Source organism: Saccharopolyspora terrae (genome assembly GCF_004348435.1).
In the GTDB taxonomy this organism is placed as follows: domain Bacteria; phylum Actinomycetota; class Actinomycetes; order Mycobacteriales; family Pseudonocardiaceae; genus Saccharopolyspora; species Saccharopolyspora endophytica.
This window is the reverse complement of the sequence record NZ_SMKS01000026.1, coordinates 1-14982: the sequence shown is the minus strand read 5'-3', so window position 1 is coordinate 14982 and position 14982 is coordinate 1. Positions and strand designations below refer to the sequence as shown.

General features: G+C 68.3%; 17 protein-coding genes. 7 read left to right on the top strand and 10 right to left on the bottom strand.

Annotated elements, in window-relative coordinates; all coding sequences use genetic code 11:
• Positions 1-262 precede the first annotated feature (262 nt).
• The 5 genes from E1181_RS16135 to E1181_RS16115 form a co-directional block, all read right to left on the bottom strand.
• Positions 263-1870, bottom strand: a complete 1608-nt coding sequence (locus E1181_RS16135; protein ID WP_132675644.1) for a GMC family oxidoreductase — start codon at positions 1868-1870, stop codon at positions 263-265.
• Positions 1871-1919: 49 nt separating this feature from the next.
• Entirely contained in the window at positions 1920-2642 is a 723-nt protein-coding gene (locus E1181_RS16130) for an acetoacetate decarboxylase family protein (RefSeq protein ID WP_235876806.1), read from the bottom strand.
• Between the two features lie 116 nt (positions 2643-2758).
• On the bottom strand, positions 2759-3679 hold the full coding sequence (locus E1181_RS16125) for a GlxA family transcriptional regulator (RefSeq protein WP_132675642.1): 921 nt from the start codon (positions 3677-3679) through the stop codon (positions 2759-2761).
• 7 nt (positions 3680-3686) lie between these two features.
• Positions 3687-4274, bottom strand: a complete 588-nt coding sequence (locus E1181_RS16120; protein WP_132675640.1) for a cysteine hydrolase family protein — start codon at positions 4272-4274, stop codon at positions 3687-3689.
• A 78-nt stretch (positions 4275-4352) separates the two neighbouring features.
• Positions 4353-4580, bottom strand: coding sequence for a hypothetical protein (locus tag E1181_RS16115; RefSeq protein WP_132675638.1), 228 nt, complete (start codon positions 4578-4580; stop codon positions 4353-4355).
• A 209-nt stretch (positions 4581-4789) separates the two neighbouring features.
• Here E1181_RS16115 and E1181_RS16110 point away from each other — a divergent pair, with 209 nt between their 5' ends.
• Together E1181_RS16110 and E1181_RS16105 are read left to right on the top strand one after the other, a co-directional pair.
• Positions 4790-5644 carry a helix-turn-helix domain-containing protein gene (locus E1181_RS16110; protein ID WP_165944641.1) on the top strand — a complete coding sequence of 285 codons (855 nt, stop codon included), beginning with the start codon at positions 4790-4792 and terminating at the stop codon, positions 5642-5644.
• A 23-nt stretch (positions 5645-5667) separates the two neighbouring features.
• Positions 5668-5880 (top strand): DUF397 domain-containing protein, encoded by a 213-nt coding sequence (locus E1181_RS16105; protein WP_132675634.1) that lies wholly within the window; start codon positions 5668-5670, stop codon positions 5878-5880.
• Positions 5881-5946: 66 nt separating this feature from the next.
• On the opposite strand, the gene E1181_RS16100 is transcribed toward E1181_RS16105, so the two are convergent.
• Positions 5947-6750 (bottom strand): acyl-CoA thioesterase domain-containing protein, encoded by an 804-nt coding sequence (locus E1181_RS16100; protein WP_132675632.1) that lies wholly within the window; start codon positions 6748-6750, stop codon positions 5947-5949.
• A gap of 117 nt (positions 6751-6867) precedes the next feature.
• On the opposite strand from E1181_RS16100, the gene E1181_RS16095 reads away from it, so the two are divergent.
• A complete protein-coding gene (locus E1181_RS16095) occupies positions 6868-9354 on the top strand; it encodes a M14 family zinc carboxypeptidase (RefSeq protein ID WP_132675630.1) in 2487 nt (828 codons plus the stop codon).
• Here E1181_RS16095 and E1181_RS16090 read toward each other — a convergent pair whose 3' ends face one another.
• From E1181_RS16090 to E1181_RS16075, 4 genes are all read right to left on the bottom strand, one after another.
• The gene (locus E1181_RS16090; RefSeq protein WP_207922170.1) at positions 9355-9843 is read right to left on the bottom strand and encodes a SixA phosphatase family protein; all 489 of its coding nucleotides are present in this window, start codon (positions 9841-9843) and stop codon (positions 9355-9357) included. It lies immediately after the preceding gene.
• Positions 9844-10031: 188 nt separating this feature from the next.
• Complete coding sequence (locus E1181_RS16085) at positions 10032-11591, bottom strand: alkaline phosphatase D family protein (protein ID WP_132675628.1); 1560 nt, start codon at positions 11589-11591, stop codon at positions 10032-10034.
• Positions 11592-11706: 115 nt separating this feature from the next.
• Entirely contained in the window at positions 11707-11997 is a 291-nt protein-coding gene (locus tag E1181_RS16080) for a hypothetical protein (RefSeq protein ID WP_132675626.1), read from the bottom strand.
• 114 nt (positions 11998-12111) lie between these two features.
• Positions 12112-12540: a protein-tyrosine phosphatase family protein gene (locus E1181_RS16075; RefSeq protein ID WP_132675624.1), complete on the bottom strand. Its 429-nt coding sequence runs from the start codon at positions 12538-12540 to the stop codon at positions 12112-12114.
• A gap of 49 nt (positions 12541-12589) precedes the next feature.
• Between E1181_RS16075 and E1181_RS16070 the strand changes: the two genes are divergently transcribed.
• The 4 genes from E1181_RS16070 (at position 12590) to E1181_RS16055 (ending at position 14883) form a co-directional block, all read left to right on the top strand.
• Positions 12590-12961, top strand: coding sequence for a hypothetical protein (locus E1181_RS16070; protein ID WP_132675622.1), 372 nt, complete (start codon positions 12590-12592; stop codon positions 12959-12961).
• Between the two features lie 303 nt (positions 12962-13264).
• Entirely contained in the window at positions 13265-13654 is a 390-nt protein-coding gene (locus E1181_RS16065) for a hypothetical protein (RefSeq protein ID WP_132675620.1), read from the top strand.
• 75 nt (positions 13655-13729) lie between these two features.
• Positions 13730-14113: a hypothetical protein gene (locus E1181_RS16060; RefSeq protein ID WP_132675618.1), complete on the top strand. Its 384-nt coding sequence runs from the start codon at positions 13730-13732 to the stop codon at positions 14111-14113.
• A gap of 56 nt (positions 14114-14169) precedes the next feature.
• Positions 14170-14883, top strand: coding sequence for a hypothetical protein (locus tag E1181_RS16055; protein WP_132675616.1), 714 nt, complete (start codon positions 14170-14172; stop codon positions 14881-14883).
• The last annotated feature ends 99 nt before the right edge of the window (positions 14884-14982 follow it).

Genomic DNA, 14982 nt, shown 5'->3' with positions numbered 1-14982 from the left:
CGCGCAACGCGATGACCCGATTCTCACGCCCCGAACACGACGACGACAGCGCCAGACCGCAGTCCGCCATCCGAGCCGACCCCGTCGGGTCCCGAGGTGGTGACCCGATTGCGGCGGTATTCGGTGTCCTGAACACCGCCGTATTCCGGGTGCCACCCGGAATACCGCAGTAATCAGGTCCCGGAGTACGGCCGTATTCGGGTCACCCGCGGAGTCGGGAGGTGGCGCCGTGGTCTTGGGGTTTGTCGGGTTGTGGGGTGGGTCAGATGAGGGAGGCGCACATCTCGCCGATCATGTACGAGGGGGCGTTGGTGTTGCCTCCGGTGATGCTGGGCATGATCGAGGCGTCGGCCACCCAGAGGCCGTCCACGCCTCGGACGCGCAGCTGGGGGTCGACTACCGCGCGCTCGTCCACGCCCATGCGGCAGGTGCCGACCGGGTGGTAGACGGAGTGGATCCGGGTCGGCAGCTCGCGCCGCAGCGCGGTCTCGTCGAAGTACTTCGGGCCGGGGCTGAGCTCCTCGGTGACGTCCGCGGCGATGGTCTTGTTCGCCATGATCTCCCGGATCATGCCCATCGCCTCGATGAGGAACTCGGTGTCGGCCGGTTCGCTGAGATAACCGGGGTCGATCACCGGCGAGGCCGTCGGATCGGTCGAGGCCAGCCGGACCTCGCCGCGGCTCTGCGGGTAGATCAGCGTCGGGAAGATCGTCATCGCCGGGCGCGTGTCGGTCCGGTAGAGCTTGTCCTCGTCCTGGTTGGGCGTCGGGTAGCTCCACGGGATCGTGTGGATCTGCATGTCCGGCACGTCGCCCTTGGCGCGTGAGGTCTTGACGAAACCGACGGTCTCGAAGAGCGTTCTGCCGAGCCAGGACTCACCGCGCTTGCCCAGTGCTTCCTTGAGCATCCCGGAGGCCATGTAGGTCGCGGTGGAGCGGTGCAGGGCCTTCTTGGTCACGAACGTCATGGGCACGAACAGGTGGTCGTGCAGGTTCTGACCGACCGGCAGGTCGGCCTTGACCTCGATGCCCTTCTCCTTGAGGTGACCGGCCGGGCCGACACCGGAGAGCATCAGGATCTGCGGCGATCCGACCACGCCTGCCGAGACCACGACGCCGTCGGAGGCGCGCAGCGTCTCCTTCCGGCCGCTCTTGGTGTCGATGATCTCCACGCCGGTGGCGCGGCCGTTCTCGATGATGACGCGCGCGACGTGCACGTGGGTGCGCACGCGCAGCGACGGCAGCTCGCGGTTCGTCAGGTAGCCGCGCGAGGAGCTGTACCGGCGGCCCTTGCTCGCGCTCTGCTGGAAGACGCTCACGCCTTCCTGCGACTCGCCGTTGTAGTCGTCGATCCGCGGCACGCCCAGGGTTTCCTGCGCTGCGGCCATGAACTGCTCGCCGGCCGGGGTGATGTCCTTCTGCCGCGTGACCTCGATGGGCCCGCCCGCCCCGCGCACGTCGCTGGCGCCTTCCTCCCAGTTCTCCAGGCGCTTGAAGGCGGGGAGGACGTCCTGGTAGCTCCAGCCCTCGCAGCCCTCGGCGGCCCACGAGTCGTAGTTGTCCTTGTTGCCGCGCACGAACAGCATGCCGTTGATCGAGCTCGACCCGCCCAGGACCTTGCCCCGGGTCATCGGGATCTCGCGTTCGTGGGCGTGCTTCTGCGGGGTCGAGTACTGCTTCCAGGCGACCTGCTTCTTCAGCTGCGGCACGACGTGCAGCACGGAGATCATGCCGGGCACGGTGACGGTGGGGAGGTCGTCCTTGCGCCCGGCCTCCAGCAGGAGCACGTTCGCCCCGCGTTCGGCCAGCCTGCTGGCCACGACGGATCCGGCGCTGCCCGCGCCCACGACGATGTAATCGGCATCGCTCATCTTGTTCAACTTCTCCAGTGGTCGCCGTTGACTGCTCCGGTTCGCGTGGTCACGACCGGCTGGAAATGGGTGTTGCGTCGGCGAACCGCATCGTCAGCTCGCCGATGTGGTTGGTGAACAGGGCCTTTCGCGGAAGCCCGAGTCGCCGCAGGTCGTCGCTGATCGGGTGGTCGCCGAGTTCGACCCGCGCGCCGCCGGGGCGCATCCGGGTGCCGCCGGCGCGCATCGTCCACGGGGTTCGCCGCAGGACGCCGTCGCGGTGGGTGTAGGCGTCGAGGGTCATCGCGCCCATCGCGGAGGGAGCGGGAACGCCGCGCCCGAACTCCAGCGCGACGACGGGGCGGTCCTCCAGCCGCACCTCGCAGCGGGTGCGCTTGCCGCGGGTGCTGACGTCGATGGTGGAGATCTCCTTGGGGAATCCCCAGATGTTCTGCCCCGCCTCGCAGGTGAAGGTCTGGTCGACCGGCAGCCAGTGGATGAAGACGCCGGTCGAGCCGCGCACGCCGGGCTGCCTGCACATCAACGCCACCAGGAACTCGTGGTACTCGCCCAGGTCGCAGTCGAGGTAGTGGATGAACCCCAAGGTCGCCGGAACGCGTCCCGGGATCGGGGTGACCGGTTCGAGTCCGGCGGCGGCGAGGGTGTCGCGCGCGGGCCCGGCGGGAACCAGGAACTGGGCGGTGATGCCGGTGGCCGCGCGCACCTCGACGGGCATGTGCACCCGTTCGCCCTGCACCACGTGCACGGAGTTCGTGAGAGGCTTCTCGTGCACCGCTGACCTGTCCTTTCCTCGTGTGCGGGTACGTCTTCGGGCCACCATCACCAAGCGACAGTCATACAGATAATGGTTATGTGTATGTCCACAAGTCAAGGGTCCGATCGCGCGGCTCAACTCCGCGCGGCGGCCTCGCGGGTGCGGATGCGGCGCAGCATGCGCGCGTCGGCGAGCCCGACGGCCCGCGCGGCGGACTCGGCGGTGGCACCCCGGCCGAGCAGGTGATCGGCCCGCTCCAAGCGCAGGATCTGCTGGTAGCGCAGCGGTGTCAGTCCGGTGGCCCGGGTGAACGAGCGGGTGAGGGTGCGTTCGCTGAACCCGACGGCGGCGGCGAGTTCGCTCAGCGGCAGGGCGTCGGTGAAGCGGGCGTCGATGATGTCCTGGACCCGGTGCACGGCGTCGTCGAGGTGCGCGCGGTGCCGCAGCATCGCGCTGGCCTGCTGCTCGTCGCCGTTGCGGCGCGCGTAGACGACCATCGCCCGGGCCACCCGCGCCGCCTCGCCGGGACCGTGCTCGTCCGCCAGCAGGTGGAGCGCGAGGTCGATGCCGCTGGCGATGCCGGCCGAGGTCACGACCCGCCGGTCGGACACGAACAGCACGTCGCGCACCACCGAGGCATCCGGGTAGCGGCGGGCGAGCTCGTCCTGCAGGTCGTGGTGGGTGGTGCAACGGCGGCCGTCGAGGAGCTTCGCCTGGCCCAGGACGTCCGCGCCGGAGCAGACGCTGGCGATCGTGCCGCCCGCGGCGTGGTGGGAGCGCAGCTTCTGCGCGGTCGTCGAGTGCAGCCGGGGCCAGCGCGGTGGTTCGGGCACCCGCGAGCCGGGGACCAGCACGAGGTCGTCGGCGGTGAGCTCGGGCCATTCGGTGTCAGCGCGCAGGGGGAGGCCCTGCGCGCTGATCACCTCGTCGTGCTGCGAGACGTAGCTGAGCTCGTAGTCGCGCCCGAGTTCGGCAGCGGTCGAGAACACCTGCGCCGGGCCCGCGAGGTCCAGCAGGTGCGTTCTCGGCAGCAGCAGGAAGACGACACGGCTCACGATCCGGTCAGCGTACCCCGGTCACCTCGGCGACCGTCCGGATCGAGGCGAACCGACCGGCCAGCGCGTACTCGGTGCGCGCGATGATCTCCTCGGTGCGCAGCGTCCGCGGATCGGCCAGCAGGTCCTCGACGCCGCGGTCGGCCGGAGCGTCCCGGTGCGCGACCGGGTTGGTCGACGTCGCGTCGATGACGAACGAGACGTCGTAGCCCAGATCGGAGCCGACCCGCGCGGTCGTCTCGCAGCACTGCTCGGTCCGGATGCCGCACACGGCGAGCTCCCGGGCGCCTCGCCGCGTGAGGGTCTGATGGAGATTCGTGCTGGTGAAGGCGTTGTGCGAGGTCTTGACCACGGTCGGCTCGCCTTCCTCGGGGGCGAGCCCGCCCAGCAGCCGCAGGTGCCCGTTGACCGGGTCGAAGACCCCACCGGAACCGGGCTCGCTGTGCAGCATCCACACCACGAGGTCCCCTTCGGCTCGGGCGTGGTCGACGAGCCGCGAAACCGACTCGGCGATATCGGGATGGGACATGGTCCGCCACAACGGCAACCGCTGGAAGGACTCCTGGACGTCGATGACGAGAAGTGCTCTGCTCACGTCACGATCCTCTGCGGGAACGCGCCTGGGCAGAAGGCACGATCCCGCCAGCAGGCAGCACGATCCGGTCATCGAATCTCACGCGAGTTCGCCCTTGAGCGTCTCGTTGCAGGTGCGGCAGGTCGGGAAGCAGATCCAGTCCATTTCGGACGGTTGGGCCATGGGTGTTTCCCGTTCGCAGACGGCCGTTTCGGTCGGGGTCCCCAGCCAGCGGTGGCCCCGGAAGGCGTGGCGAGTGCCTCCGCTGCCATCGGGGTTGGGGATCGGCAGCCAGTAGTGGCGCTGGGTTCGTGCTTCGGAAGACACCGCGCTGTCCCTTCTCGTGAGATGAGGGCTCGGTCGGCGGCGCCGAGTCGGGGAGGAGGACGCCGCCGACCGAGCTGCCAGGAACATCGGCAGGCGGGGCGGTGAATGTAGGACTCCTAATGTTGTTTCGCTCGAAAGGGGGATCTTCTCGGGGCGCCCGGCGATCGATACTGATCACGACCAGTTCGCATCACGGAGGCACCTTCCCGATGGCCACGACCCCGACCGTTCGTCGACTGCTGCTGTCCAACGAGCTCAAGCGATTGCGGGAGCAGGCCGGGATCGACCCCGACAAGGCCGCACGCCACCTGGGCTGCCGGACCAGCAAGATCAGCCGCATCGAGCTGGCGCAGAGCAGCATCCAGGCCGGTGACGTGAAGCTGCTCAGCGAGCTCTACGGTGCCGAGACCGACCACGCCGAAGTCCTGCTCGACCTCGCGCGCGGCCAGAACCAGCGAGGGCGGTGGGCCGGCTACCGAGCTGTCTACCCGGACTGGTTCCGCCTGTTCGTCGACCTCGAACGAGACGCCGCAGCCCTCAAATCGGTCGAGGTCGAAGTCATCCCCGGCCTCCTCCAGACGGAGAACTACATCCAGGCCTTGTTCGAGAACGGCGGTGCGGACGACAACCTGGAGAACCGCGTGCTCGCGCGCAAAGAGCGGCAGAGCATCTTCACCAGAAACGATCGTCCCCAGCTCTCCTTTATACTGTCTGAATCATGCGTGCGCCGGAACATCGGTGGACCGGCGGTGATGCGGGAGCAGCTGCTCCACCTCGTCGAGATCGCGCGGCTTCGCAACGTGCAGATCCAGGTGCTGCCCTTCGAGGCCCGCACCTACGCGGGGCAGGTCGCCTACCGCTTCACGCTGGTCAACGTTCCCGCTTCCGGCGTGAGTTCGCCGCTGGACTTCGTCTACGTCGAATCCCATGACGACGCTCGATATCTCGACGCCCACGATGCCGTGTCCTCGTACGGAGCCTTGTGGGGTCGGTTGCAGGCTGCCGCGCTCGGGCCAGTGGAGTCACGCGAGTTCCTCGCCGAGGCGGCTGAACAGATGGGTTAGTGATGACGAGAGGGGCGAGTTCGATGGGAAGTCATGTCCCGGAGTCCGGGGTTCGATGGGTGAAGAGCAGCTACAGCTCCGGCAACGCGCAGTGCGTTGAGACCGCGGCTGTTGCGGGTGGTCGTCTGGTTCGCGACAGCAAGTTAGGGGAGCGGAGCCCGATCCTGGCCGTCGGCAGCGACGAGTGGGCGGCCTTCTCGCGCAAGATCAAGTCGGGCGAGTTGGACCAGCGCTGATCCACCGCCCAGGGGTGAGCGCTCCCGGCTGCTCGAAGCGGGAGCGCTCACCTCTGAACACCGAGGTCAGGCCATGGGCGGGGTCGCCACCGCTGTGACGTTGCAGTAGCCGAACGGGCCTTCGGCGTCCTGGAACGTCGTGGACGCGGTGGCCACGCCGTCGTTGCTGAGGTGACCGGTGGCCTCCATGCCGATCTCGGGCGTGGACGGCATCCGGCTGAGGGTGAGCGTGTAGTCGGCGTTGATGAAGCCCAGCGCGCCGCCCTTGGGCATGTTGGCCAGCGGGCTGGCGAAGTCCGCGGCGGTGGCGGTGCGAACGAACGGGGTCATGGTCTCGCCCTCGACCAGGTCGTGGGTGTCGCGGAGCCAGGCTCGGCGGGCGCCCGCGTTGGACCAGTCGGTCGGGGCGCCGGACTCGTCGAGCATCCAGATGTCGAACGGCGGCTCCCACTGGCCGGCGGAGGCCGGGGGCGGGCCGAGTTCGGCGGGCGTGGGCATCGACCACGGCTGGGTGGTTGGAACCTCGCCCTGGGGCTGCTGGCCTCGGCGGAGCAGGACGGCGCTGCCTCGGGCGACCGCCTTCTCGCCGGAGTAGATCGTGGCGTCGGCGACCCGGATGCGGCGTCCGTCGCGGACCCGCTGAGTCTCGACGCGGACCGGTTCGAGCTGGGCGCTGCGGAACAGGTCGACCGTCAACCGGGCGAACTGGAATTCCTCCGCGCCGTGCTCCAGCTCCAGCGACCGCGCCAGCAGGCCGCCGAACAGCCGCCCGTGCATCATCTGCGGCGACCACGGGCTGCTCGCGTGCGGGCCCGGGACCAGCAGGTCCCCGTCGGGGTGGAAGAACGGCTCACCAGCGATGTCGACCATGCGCGGAGTCTAGAACGCCGAACCCGCGACACCCGATGTGCGCCTTGACACCCCGATGACGCGCTGATCGACTGCTCTGCGCTGGGACGGACGCTCTCCGGAAGGGCGGGACATGTGGTGACCGAGCACCTGCGCGGCGCAGCCTTGATCGGTGTTGTGACGATGGTCGCGGTCCTACCGCACGTGGCGGCTCCAGCCGCCCGGGCGCAGCCCGCCTGCGATGCGTTCACCCCGCCCACCGTCGACCGCAGCGTGCCCGCCGCGCGCGACGTCCTCGGCTTCGACCTGGGACAACGCGAGATCACCGCCGCCGAGTCCGACACCTACCTGCACGCCGTGTCGCAGGCGAGCCCGAACGTCGTCGACGGCACGATCGCCACCTCCATCCAGGGGCGGCCGCTTAACTACGCCGTCGTCGGACAGCCCCGGTGGACCAGCCCTGCGGCGCTGAAGACCATCGGCCACAACCTGAACCTGCTGCGCGATCCCAGGACTCCCGAACCCCTCGCCCAGGAACTCGTCCGCGACACGCCCTCGGTGCTGTGGGTTGCCGGAAACGTGCACGGCGACGAGGAGAGCGGAACCGACGCCTCGCTGCGCGTGCTCTACGAGCTCGCCGCGCGCACCGACTGCACCGCACCGTCCATCCTGGACGATGCCATCGTCGTCGTGCTGCCCACCCAGAACCCCGACGGGCACGAGCTCGACACCCGCCAGAGCGCGGCGGGTTTCGACCTCAACCGCGACTGGTTCGCCCGCACCCAGCCGGAAACCGACGCCAAGCTCGACAAGCTCCGCGAACTGCCGCCGCAGCTCTACATCGACTCGCACGAGATGGGAAGCGACGACTACTTCTTCCCGCCCAACGCAGACCCCGTCTACCACGACATCGGCGAAACACCGCTGAACTGGGTCTACGGCCTCTACGGCCCGGCCATGCAGGCCTCGTTCGACCGCTTCGGCATCCCGTACTTCAACGGCAGCTCCTACGACCTGATGTACATGGGCTACGGCGACACCGTGCCGCTGACCGGCTTCAACGCCGCGGGCATGACCTTCGAGAAGAACAACGCCGACCCGATCGCCGACCGCGTGCGCGAGCAGTACACGGCGATGTGGACGACCCTGATGACCGCGGGAGCGCAGAACGAGCGGCTGCGCGAGCAGTGGCGGGGCGAGCACCTGGAAGCCCAGCGGCAGGGACAGCAGGGCGAGCTGGAGCCCAACCAGCTGTACTGGCAGGACGGGGAGATCACCAACCCGGTGCCCGACGTCGACGTCAAGCACTACTTCCTGCGCACCGACGACCCCGCCAAGGCCGAGGGCGTGCAACGACTGGCCCGCCGCCTGCAGCGCATGGACGTCGACGTCCACCGCCTCGCCGCGCCTCTGACGGTGCCCGACTACACGCCCTACGGGCGGCCCGCGGGCGAGACGACGCTGCCCGCCGGAACCCTGTGGATCCCGCTGGCCCAGGGCCAGAAGCACTGGGTGCAGGCGATGCTCAACGAGAGCAGCTACGTGCCGTTCCCGTACTTCTACGACGTCACCGCGTGGAGCGGGCCGTTGCTGGAGAACGTCGACGGCGGCCGGTCCGGCGCCGACCTCGAACCCGTCGCCACGCCGCTGCCGCCGCAGGCCGAGCCCGCGCCTCCGGCCGCACGCGGCCCGAAGACGGCGGTCTACCAGACCTCGGCGACCGACAGCTCCTCGGTCGAGTCCGCCGGTTGGTTGCGGCACTGGCTGGGGGAGCAGCGCCAGGACTTCGGTGACGTCACCGCGAAGCAGATCGCCGGGGGCGCGCTCGACGACTACCGGACGCTGATCATCCCCAACGGCTCGGACGAGGAAGCCGCCCACGCGCTCGGCCCGCAGGGGCAGGCCGCGCTCGCCGACTGGGTGCGCGGCGGCGGGACCCTGATCGGCCTGCGCGACGGCTCGCGGCTGGCCGGCCGCCTCGGCCTGACCTCGGCGACCTACGCCGAACCGGCCTCCGACATCCCGGGAGCGCTCATCCGCGCCGAGACCACACCGGGAAGCCCGCTCGCCGACGGCGTGGGGGACACGGCGTGGGCGATGTACGAGTACGACTCCGTCTGGACAGCGCCGCCGGAGGCCACCGCAATGCGGTTCCCGGCTGCCGGCGACCCCGACTGGTACGTCTCGGGCTTCGCCGAAGGCGCCGAGGAGCTGCACGGCAAGACCGCGGTCGTCGACGAGAACGTCGGTTCCGGGCGCGTGGTGCTGTTCGGCTTCGATCCGAACTACCGGGCCTTCACCAACGGCACGGCCCGCATGCTGCACAACGCTCTCACCGGCCCCAAGCCCGACACCGCGCCGAGCGCGCGCGCCGCGGCGCAGCAGCCTCCGGCCGCTTCGGCAGCCGGCCGGATGGTGCTCACGGTCCGACCCGAGGCAGCGCGCCGCGTCCGAGGGCTGCTCGGAACGCGCTCGGCCGTGTTCGACGAGGTCAGGGCCGGTGACGCCGTGCGCTTCCTGGTCGATCTCGGCGGCCGCAGCGCCGACGAGCACCCGTGGGCCCGCAGCGTCGCCGACCAGGTGGCCTCGCTGGGCAGGTCGGTGGTGGCGATCCGGATGCCGTAGTCAGCCGCGAGGCTTGGCGAAGGTGGACGCGCAGGTCCAGGACTCGTCGGCGTCGGCCCAGGCACGCGCGCTGCTGAGCAGGGCCACCGCCGAGGTCTTGAGCTCGACGGACTCGCCGGTGAGCAGGTGGACCAGGTCTTCCAGGCCCGGGTTGTGGCCGATGATCGCGGTCGTCATCGCGTTCACCGGCATCTCGCGCACGATCGCGAGCAGCTGGTGCGCGGTGGCGTCGTAGATGCGCTCGTCGAAGCTGACCTGCGGTCCGGCCGGGATGTGCGCCGCGGCGAGTTCCCAGGTCTGGCGGGTGCGCAGGGCCGGTGAGCAGCGCACGGCCTCGATCGCGTAGGCGTTGTCCCGAAGCCAGCGACCGACCGCGGGAGCGTCGCGTCGGCCGCGCTCGGCCAGCGGCCGCTCGAAGTCCTCCACACCGTCCGGGTGCGCGGACTTCGCGTGCCGGACCAAGATCAGCTTCCGCCGCGCGTTCGTCATGTCACGTCCTACGAGCTCGCCGTTGAATCGGCTCCACAGTACCCAACGCCCACCGTCCCCCGCGGCTGCGGAAGGCCCGCGATGTCCGCTGGTAGCAGGTCTTCATCCGGTGTTGGCCGCGCGTTGGGCCCGGGACCGGATCGTTCCACTGTGGAGGGTCGAGCTCCGACCCTCCACGGGCGCACCGGTCAGCCCTGGATCAGACCCGGCTTGCCTGCCTGGATGGTGAAGGTGGCGCGATCCGAGACCGAACCGCCGGGGGCGGTGACCTGGTCGACGACGCGGTAGTCGGCGGTCCAGGAGTCGTGGGTGATGGTGTTGCGGACGTAGCCGCGCTTGCGGTTGATGAACTTGATGTGCGGGTTCTCCTGCAGCTGCACCGAATCGCTCGGGTTCTGGTCGGAGCCGTTGCCGCCCGAGGTGATCGAGGTGCCGACCAGCTCCACGCCGACCGTCGCCGAGGCCGGGTCCTCGAAGTCGGCCTTGATGTCCGCGGCGTAGTTGGCGTGCACGTCACCGGTGATGACCACCGGGTTCGAGACGCCGTCCATGCGGTCGCGGAGCAGGTTGCGCTCGGCCGGGTAGTTGTCCCACGCGTCGTTGCTGAACGAGTCGGTGTCGCCCGACGTGAAGTCCCGCTGGCTGAAGAACACCTGCTGCGCCAGCACGTTCCATCGCGCGGTCTGGCCGGAGAGGTTGTCCAGCAACCACTTCCGCTGCTCGGTGCCGAGGAGGGTGCGCTCCGGGTCGGCGACCTGCTCCGGCGGGACCTCCTGGTCATCGCGGTACTGGCGGGTGTCCAGCAGGTGCACGTCGACCAGGTCGCCGAAGGTCAAGCGGCGGTGGATGCGGATGTCCGGTCCGGACGGCCGCTGCGCGCGCCGCAGCGGCATGTGCTCGTAGTAGGCCTGGAACGCCTGCGCGCGGCGTTCGCGGAACACCGCCGGGTCCTGGTCGGGTTCGGTGTCGGGCTGGGAGAGGTCGCCCGCCCAGTTGTTCTCCACCTCGTGGTCGTCGAAGACCACGGCCCACGGGAACGCGGCGTGCGCCGCCTGCAGGAACGGGTCCGCCTTGTACTGGCCGAGCCGGGTCCGGTAGTCGGCGAGGTCCATGATCTCGTGCGCGGGCACGTGCGGGCGCCCGATCGAGCCCGCGTCGCCGCCCTCGTAGATGTAGTCGCCGAGGAACGCCACCAGGTCCAGGTCCTCTTCGGCCATGTGCTGGTAGGCGGTGTACTGCCCGGCGACGTAGTTCTGGCAGCTGGCGAACGCGAAGGAGAACGTCTCGAGGTTCGCGCCCGGCGCCGGCGCGGTCTTGGTGCGGCCGACCGGGCTGAGCTCGGCGCCGGCGCGGAAGCGGTAGAAGTACTCGGCGCCCGGCCGCAGGCCCGAGACCTCGGCGTGCACGGAGTGGGCCGATGCGCGCTCGGCCTGCTCGGTGCCTTCGGCGACGACGTCGGTGAACCGCTCGTCGGTCGCGACCTGCCACTGCACCGGCACGATCTGGTCCGGCATGCCGCCGAAACCGTCCTCGGTTAGCGGCTCGGGGGCTAATCGGGTCCACAGCACCACGCCGTCGGGCAACGGGTCACCCGAGGCGATGCCCAGCTGGAACGGCTCGCGGATCCGGCCGGTACCGGCACCGGCGGCACCGGCCAGCCCGGAAGTGCCCAGCGCCGCAACGCCGATGGCGGCCGAACCGGCCAGCAGCACCTGGCGGCGGTTGGGGCGGAAGGAGTTCGAGGTCATGCTCCACCTGTTCGGTCAGTTCGGGAAAACCGGACTGACGCTATGGAGCACAGATGACGTCCTGGCGAACCCCAGGCGGATTCAGGACGGACTCTTGCCCTGGGCAGAGGTGGGGTCAGCCCTGGGACAGCTGGTCCAATCCCGCGCGGAGGTCGTCGAAGTTCATCACGGGAAAGACGTCGATCTTCGCCTCCAGGTTGGAGAAGAACGGGTCGAGCATCGCCACGAGCTGAGACTCCTCGGCGATGTCGCAGATGAACAGGGCCGTGCGCTGGCCGTCCTGCGGCAGGAAGTAGGAAGCCTCGGGCTTGAGCTGTTCGTGAGCCCGTTCCATCGCCACCTTCATCGAGCCGTCGGAGATGGCGCTGTTGGCCACCTGCAGGCCCGGCCTGATCCTGATCAGCATTCGCATGTTCTCCGCCCCCTGGCATCCCATCGCGGAGTGCCGGGTGGGCACCCCGTCGACGAAACCAGTGTCAGCCGCGTCCGGGAGCCCGGGGACCGGCCGAAAGTCCTGGCGTCAGACGCGGAAACCGCGGACGTAGCGCCTCTGCCAGGGAGTTTCGACCGCGCCGGGGTGGTAGTGGGCGCGGACGAAGGCCACGGCGTCGCCGGGCGGGACGCCGTCGAGGACGGCGAGGCAGGCCAGCGCCGTGCCGGTGCGGCCGCGGCCTCCGCCGCAGGCGAGTTCGACGCGTTCGCCGGGCGCTCGGCGCCACGCCTCGCGGAGAGCGTCGGCGGCGTCGGCGCGGTCGGTGGGGAGCCGGAAGTCCGGCCAGCGCACCCAGCGGGAATCCCACTCGACCGGGGTGGGGCGGCGGCCCAGCAGGTGCAGCGCGAACTCCGGGCGCGGGCCGTCGGGGAGCGGTCTGCGCAACCCGCGTCCCCGGACCAGGCGTCCTGACGGCAGTGCCAGCACCCCAGGTGCGTCGGCGTCCCAAGCGGCCATGCGAGGAGTTCTACCAACCTTCGCCGGCCGATGCGGGACACTTCGGGACGTGGCGGTCGATGACACCTGGGCCTGGCTGGCCGACGGGGCATACGCCTCGGAGGCGGTCGGAAAACGGCCTTTCGACGCCGTGCAGTGCCACGACGTGATCGGCCAGCTCGACGACCTCGAAACCGGTGGTCAACCAGCTCTGCCGGTGCGCCGAACCCGGTGGCCTGGTGTCAATCACGACTGGCAACGCCGGGGCGATGGCCGTGCGTCCCGGCTCGCCTCGTTCGACACCACGCGGGACCGGTGTGCTCGGGCTGCCCCGCGCCGACAGCGTCGAGGAGATCAGCGACCTACGACGGTGGTTGGCGCGATCGCCTCCCGCGAAGGCGGCCCGTTCGCGTTTCCCGGTGACCTCGCCGACCGGTGGTAAGGCGCTCGCGTCGCGAGGTGTCGAGAAGCGTCGCCGGGGTCTTCGCCGTCGAGAGGCAGTTGCGCATTCTCGACCGAGAAAACGACTGCTTTGTCCGTTGTCTCGATGCTGGATGAAACTCCGATAAGTAGTACTACCTATTTTTCGGCCGGCTGGTGGAAACGGTGGGCGAAGTGTGGGTCTCCCATGTTCTAGTGTTGGCTGTACGGGCCGAAGTGCTCGTTCAGGTGGGAGAAATAGATTGAAACTGGCAAAATCGTTAACAGTTCTGTTCGTCGTGGAGCAGTTGCTGCCAATTCTGGTGTGGGGCAAGCTTCCGATATCGCGCTCAAGGAGGCTCTTCCGGGGACTGACTGCGAAGTCATCCTCGACAATCCTCATGCGTCGGGGCATGTCCCAGGGACGACGGACTCGGACGCGCGAATTCGCTGTAAAACGCCTAAGAAGTATCTGGGTGTGAATTCCCAGCTTTTCCGATTCACCTCGGATGGGATTGCTGAAGCGGTCGGCGTGCCGGGGGAGAACAAGGACACTTCTGGCGCAGGCCGGTTCATCTCGGCCCCTGCGACCTGGGATCAGTGCCAGAATGGTCTGTCGATGGGGGCTCACGCCGACTATCTTGTCGTGGACCAGAACGACGGTCGGTTTGAGACCTTCCTGGACCGGTCTGGAAACATTGCAAACTGCCCGTGATGCGAATTTTGGTCAACGGGAAACAACGAGGTTCCTATGCTGAGGTGTGATTTGCGGCGTGCTGGACGAAGTGCGATGACTGCAGTAATTTCAGTTGTCGGCGCTGGAGTTGTGTTGTTGAGCTCGACTTCCGTTGCGAATTCTGATTCAGGTGCGAAAGCGGTCGTTGAAGTTGAGTGCGGTGCCGCCGGTACGTTCGGCTACTACAACGGGGAGGGGTTGATCCCTCCGTGGCAGCCATGGACCTGTTTTGGTGGAAGCGGATCAATGAATATTGACCGTCACGCACTGAAGATACGTACCGGAGTCTATTCCGGCAGCTACACGTATGGCCCGGATTGCATTCGGACCGACAATTTTAGCTCCGGGCAGGAAATCTATCTGGGGGACACCTTTCATATGTGTCGGCTGACGTTGGTGCAGCCGGTCAATCAGAATGGTCGCGAAACGTTCAGCTGAATCAACTTCCTGAGAACTGCATCGCAGGGCGCCTAATGGTGAGGTAGGATCATCGCATGAGCCGTTTTCCTCCTTTGCTGCGGGCGCTCTGCGAGCGTTTTGAGGACGATCCGAGCGAGGTTGACAGCATTGATGATGCTGAGCTCTACGCGGAGATCGTGTTCAGCGGGTCAGCTGCAAATTCTGACCGCTGCGAGGATGGGGGTGGGGAGCTCGCGTCTTCGGACGTGTTGTCCCGAATCGAATCCCGGTTGAATTCGGGATGGTTTGAGCTGGGGGGAATCCCCAATCCTCAGGCGAGATATGCAGTGGCTCCCGAGCTCCAGGTGGTGGATCTCTGGGAGCCTGAGGACTGGTTGGGCATGGCAGCCAAGCCGCATGGGGCGCTGTGGACTTCCTCATTCCTCCCCGACGGTACGCCGGCATGGTCTTGGGGTGAGCCGAAGGTGGCGAGAGGGAGTAAGAGGAATTGCTACGAACTGCATTTCCGGGCGGACGAGGTCGAGGCGTACACGATCGACTCGCTTCAGGACTACCTGGACCTGGTTCGTGAATTTCCGGCGTTCACATCGGATGGGAAGATCAATGTCCGTTGGAGGAGCGTTGCGGAGGTTTTCGACGCTGTGCGGCTCAGCGCCCGAGGACTCGTCTACAGCTCGGGTGTGAAGGCTGAGGTGAAAGGACGTCCCACGGTCCTGCACGCTTGGGAGTCCGAATCAACCGCGTGGCTCACCGTTCCGCCGGGAGCTGCGCTTCGTGCGATCGGATGACCGATCTCAGCCCTCCCCGTCACCGCTTCCGCTCATCGAGAGGCCCCAAGCGGCGTTCGGCGTCGTCCCAGGTCTTGGTGGGGGTTCGGGGGGTGTGGT

Coding starts and splice junctions, on each gene's coding strand:
- E1181_RS16135 (WP_132675644.1), bottom strand. CDS start 1,870: ATGAGCGATGCCGATTACATCGTCGTGGGCGCGGGCAGCGCCGGATCC.
- E1181_RS16105 (WP_132675634.1), top strand. CDS start 5,668: ATGGGAAGTCATGTCCCGGAGTCCGGGGTTCGATGGGTGAAGAGCAGC.
- E1181_RS16085 (WP_132675628.1), bottom strand. CDS start 11,591: ATGACCTCGAACTCCTTCCGCCCCAACCGCCGCCAGGTGCTGCTGGCC.
- E1181_RS16080 (WP_132675626.1), bottom strand. CDS start 11,997: ATGCTGATCAGGATCAGGCCGGGCCTGCAGGTGGCCAACAGCGCCATC.
- E1181_RS16110 (WP_165944641.1), top strand. CDS start 4,790: ATGGCCACGACCCCGACCGTTCGTCGACTGCTGCTGTCCAACGAGCTC.
- E1181_RS16100 (WP_132675632.1), bottom strand. CDS start 6,750: ATGGTCGACATCGCTGGTGAGCCGTTCTTCCACCCCGACGGGGACCTG.
- E1181_RS16075 (WP_132675624.1), bottom strand. CDS start 12,540: ATGGCCGCTTGGGACGCCGACGCACCTGGGGTGCTGGCACTGCCGTCA.
- E1181_RS16090 (WP_207922170.1), bottom strand. CDS start 9,843: ATGACGAACGCGCGGCGGAAGCTGATCTTGGTCCGGCACGCGAAGTCC.
- E1181_RS16055 (WP_132675616.1), top strand. CDS start 14,170: ATGAGCCGTTTTCCTCCTTTGCTGCGGGCGCTCTGCGAGCGTTTTGAG.
- E1181_RS16060 (WP_132675618.1), top strand. CDS start 13,730: ATGACTGCAGTAATTTCAGTTGTCGGCGCTGGAGTTGTGTTGTTGAGC.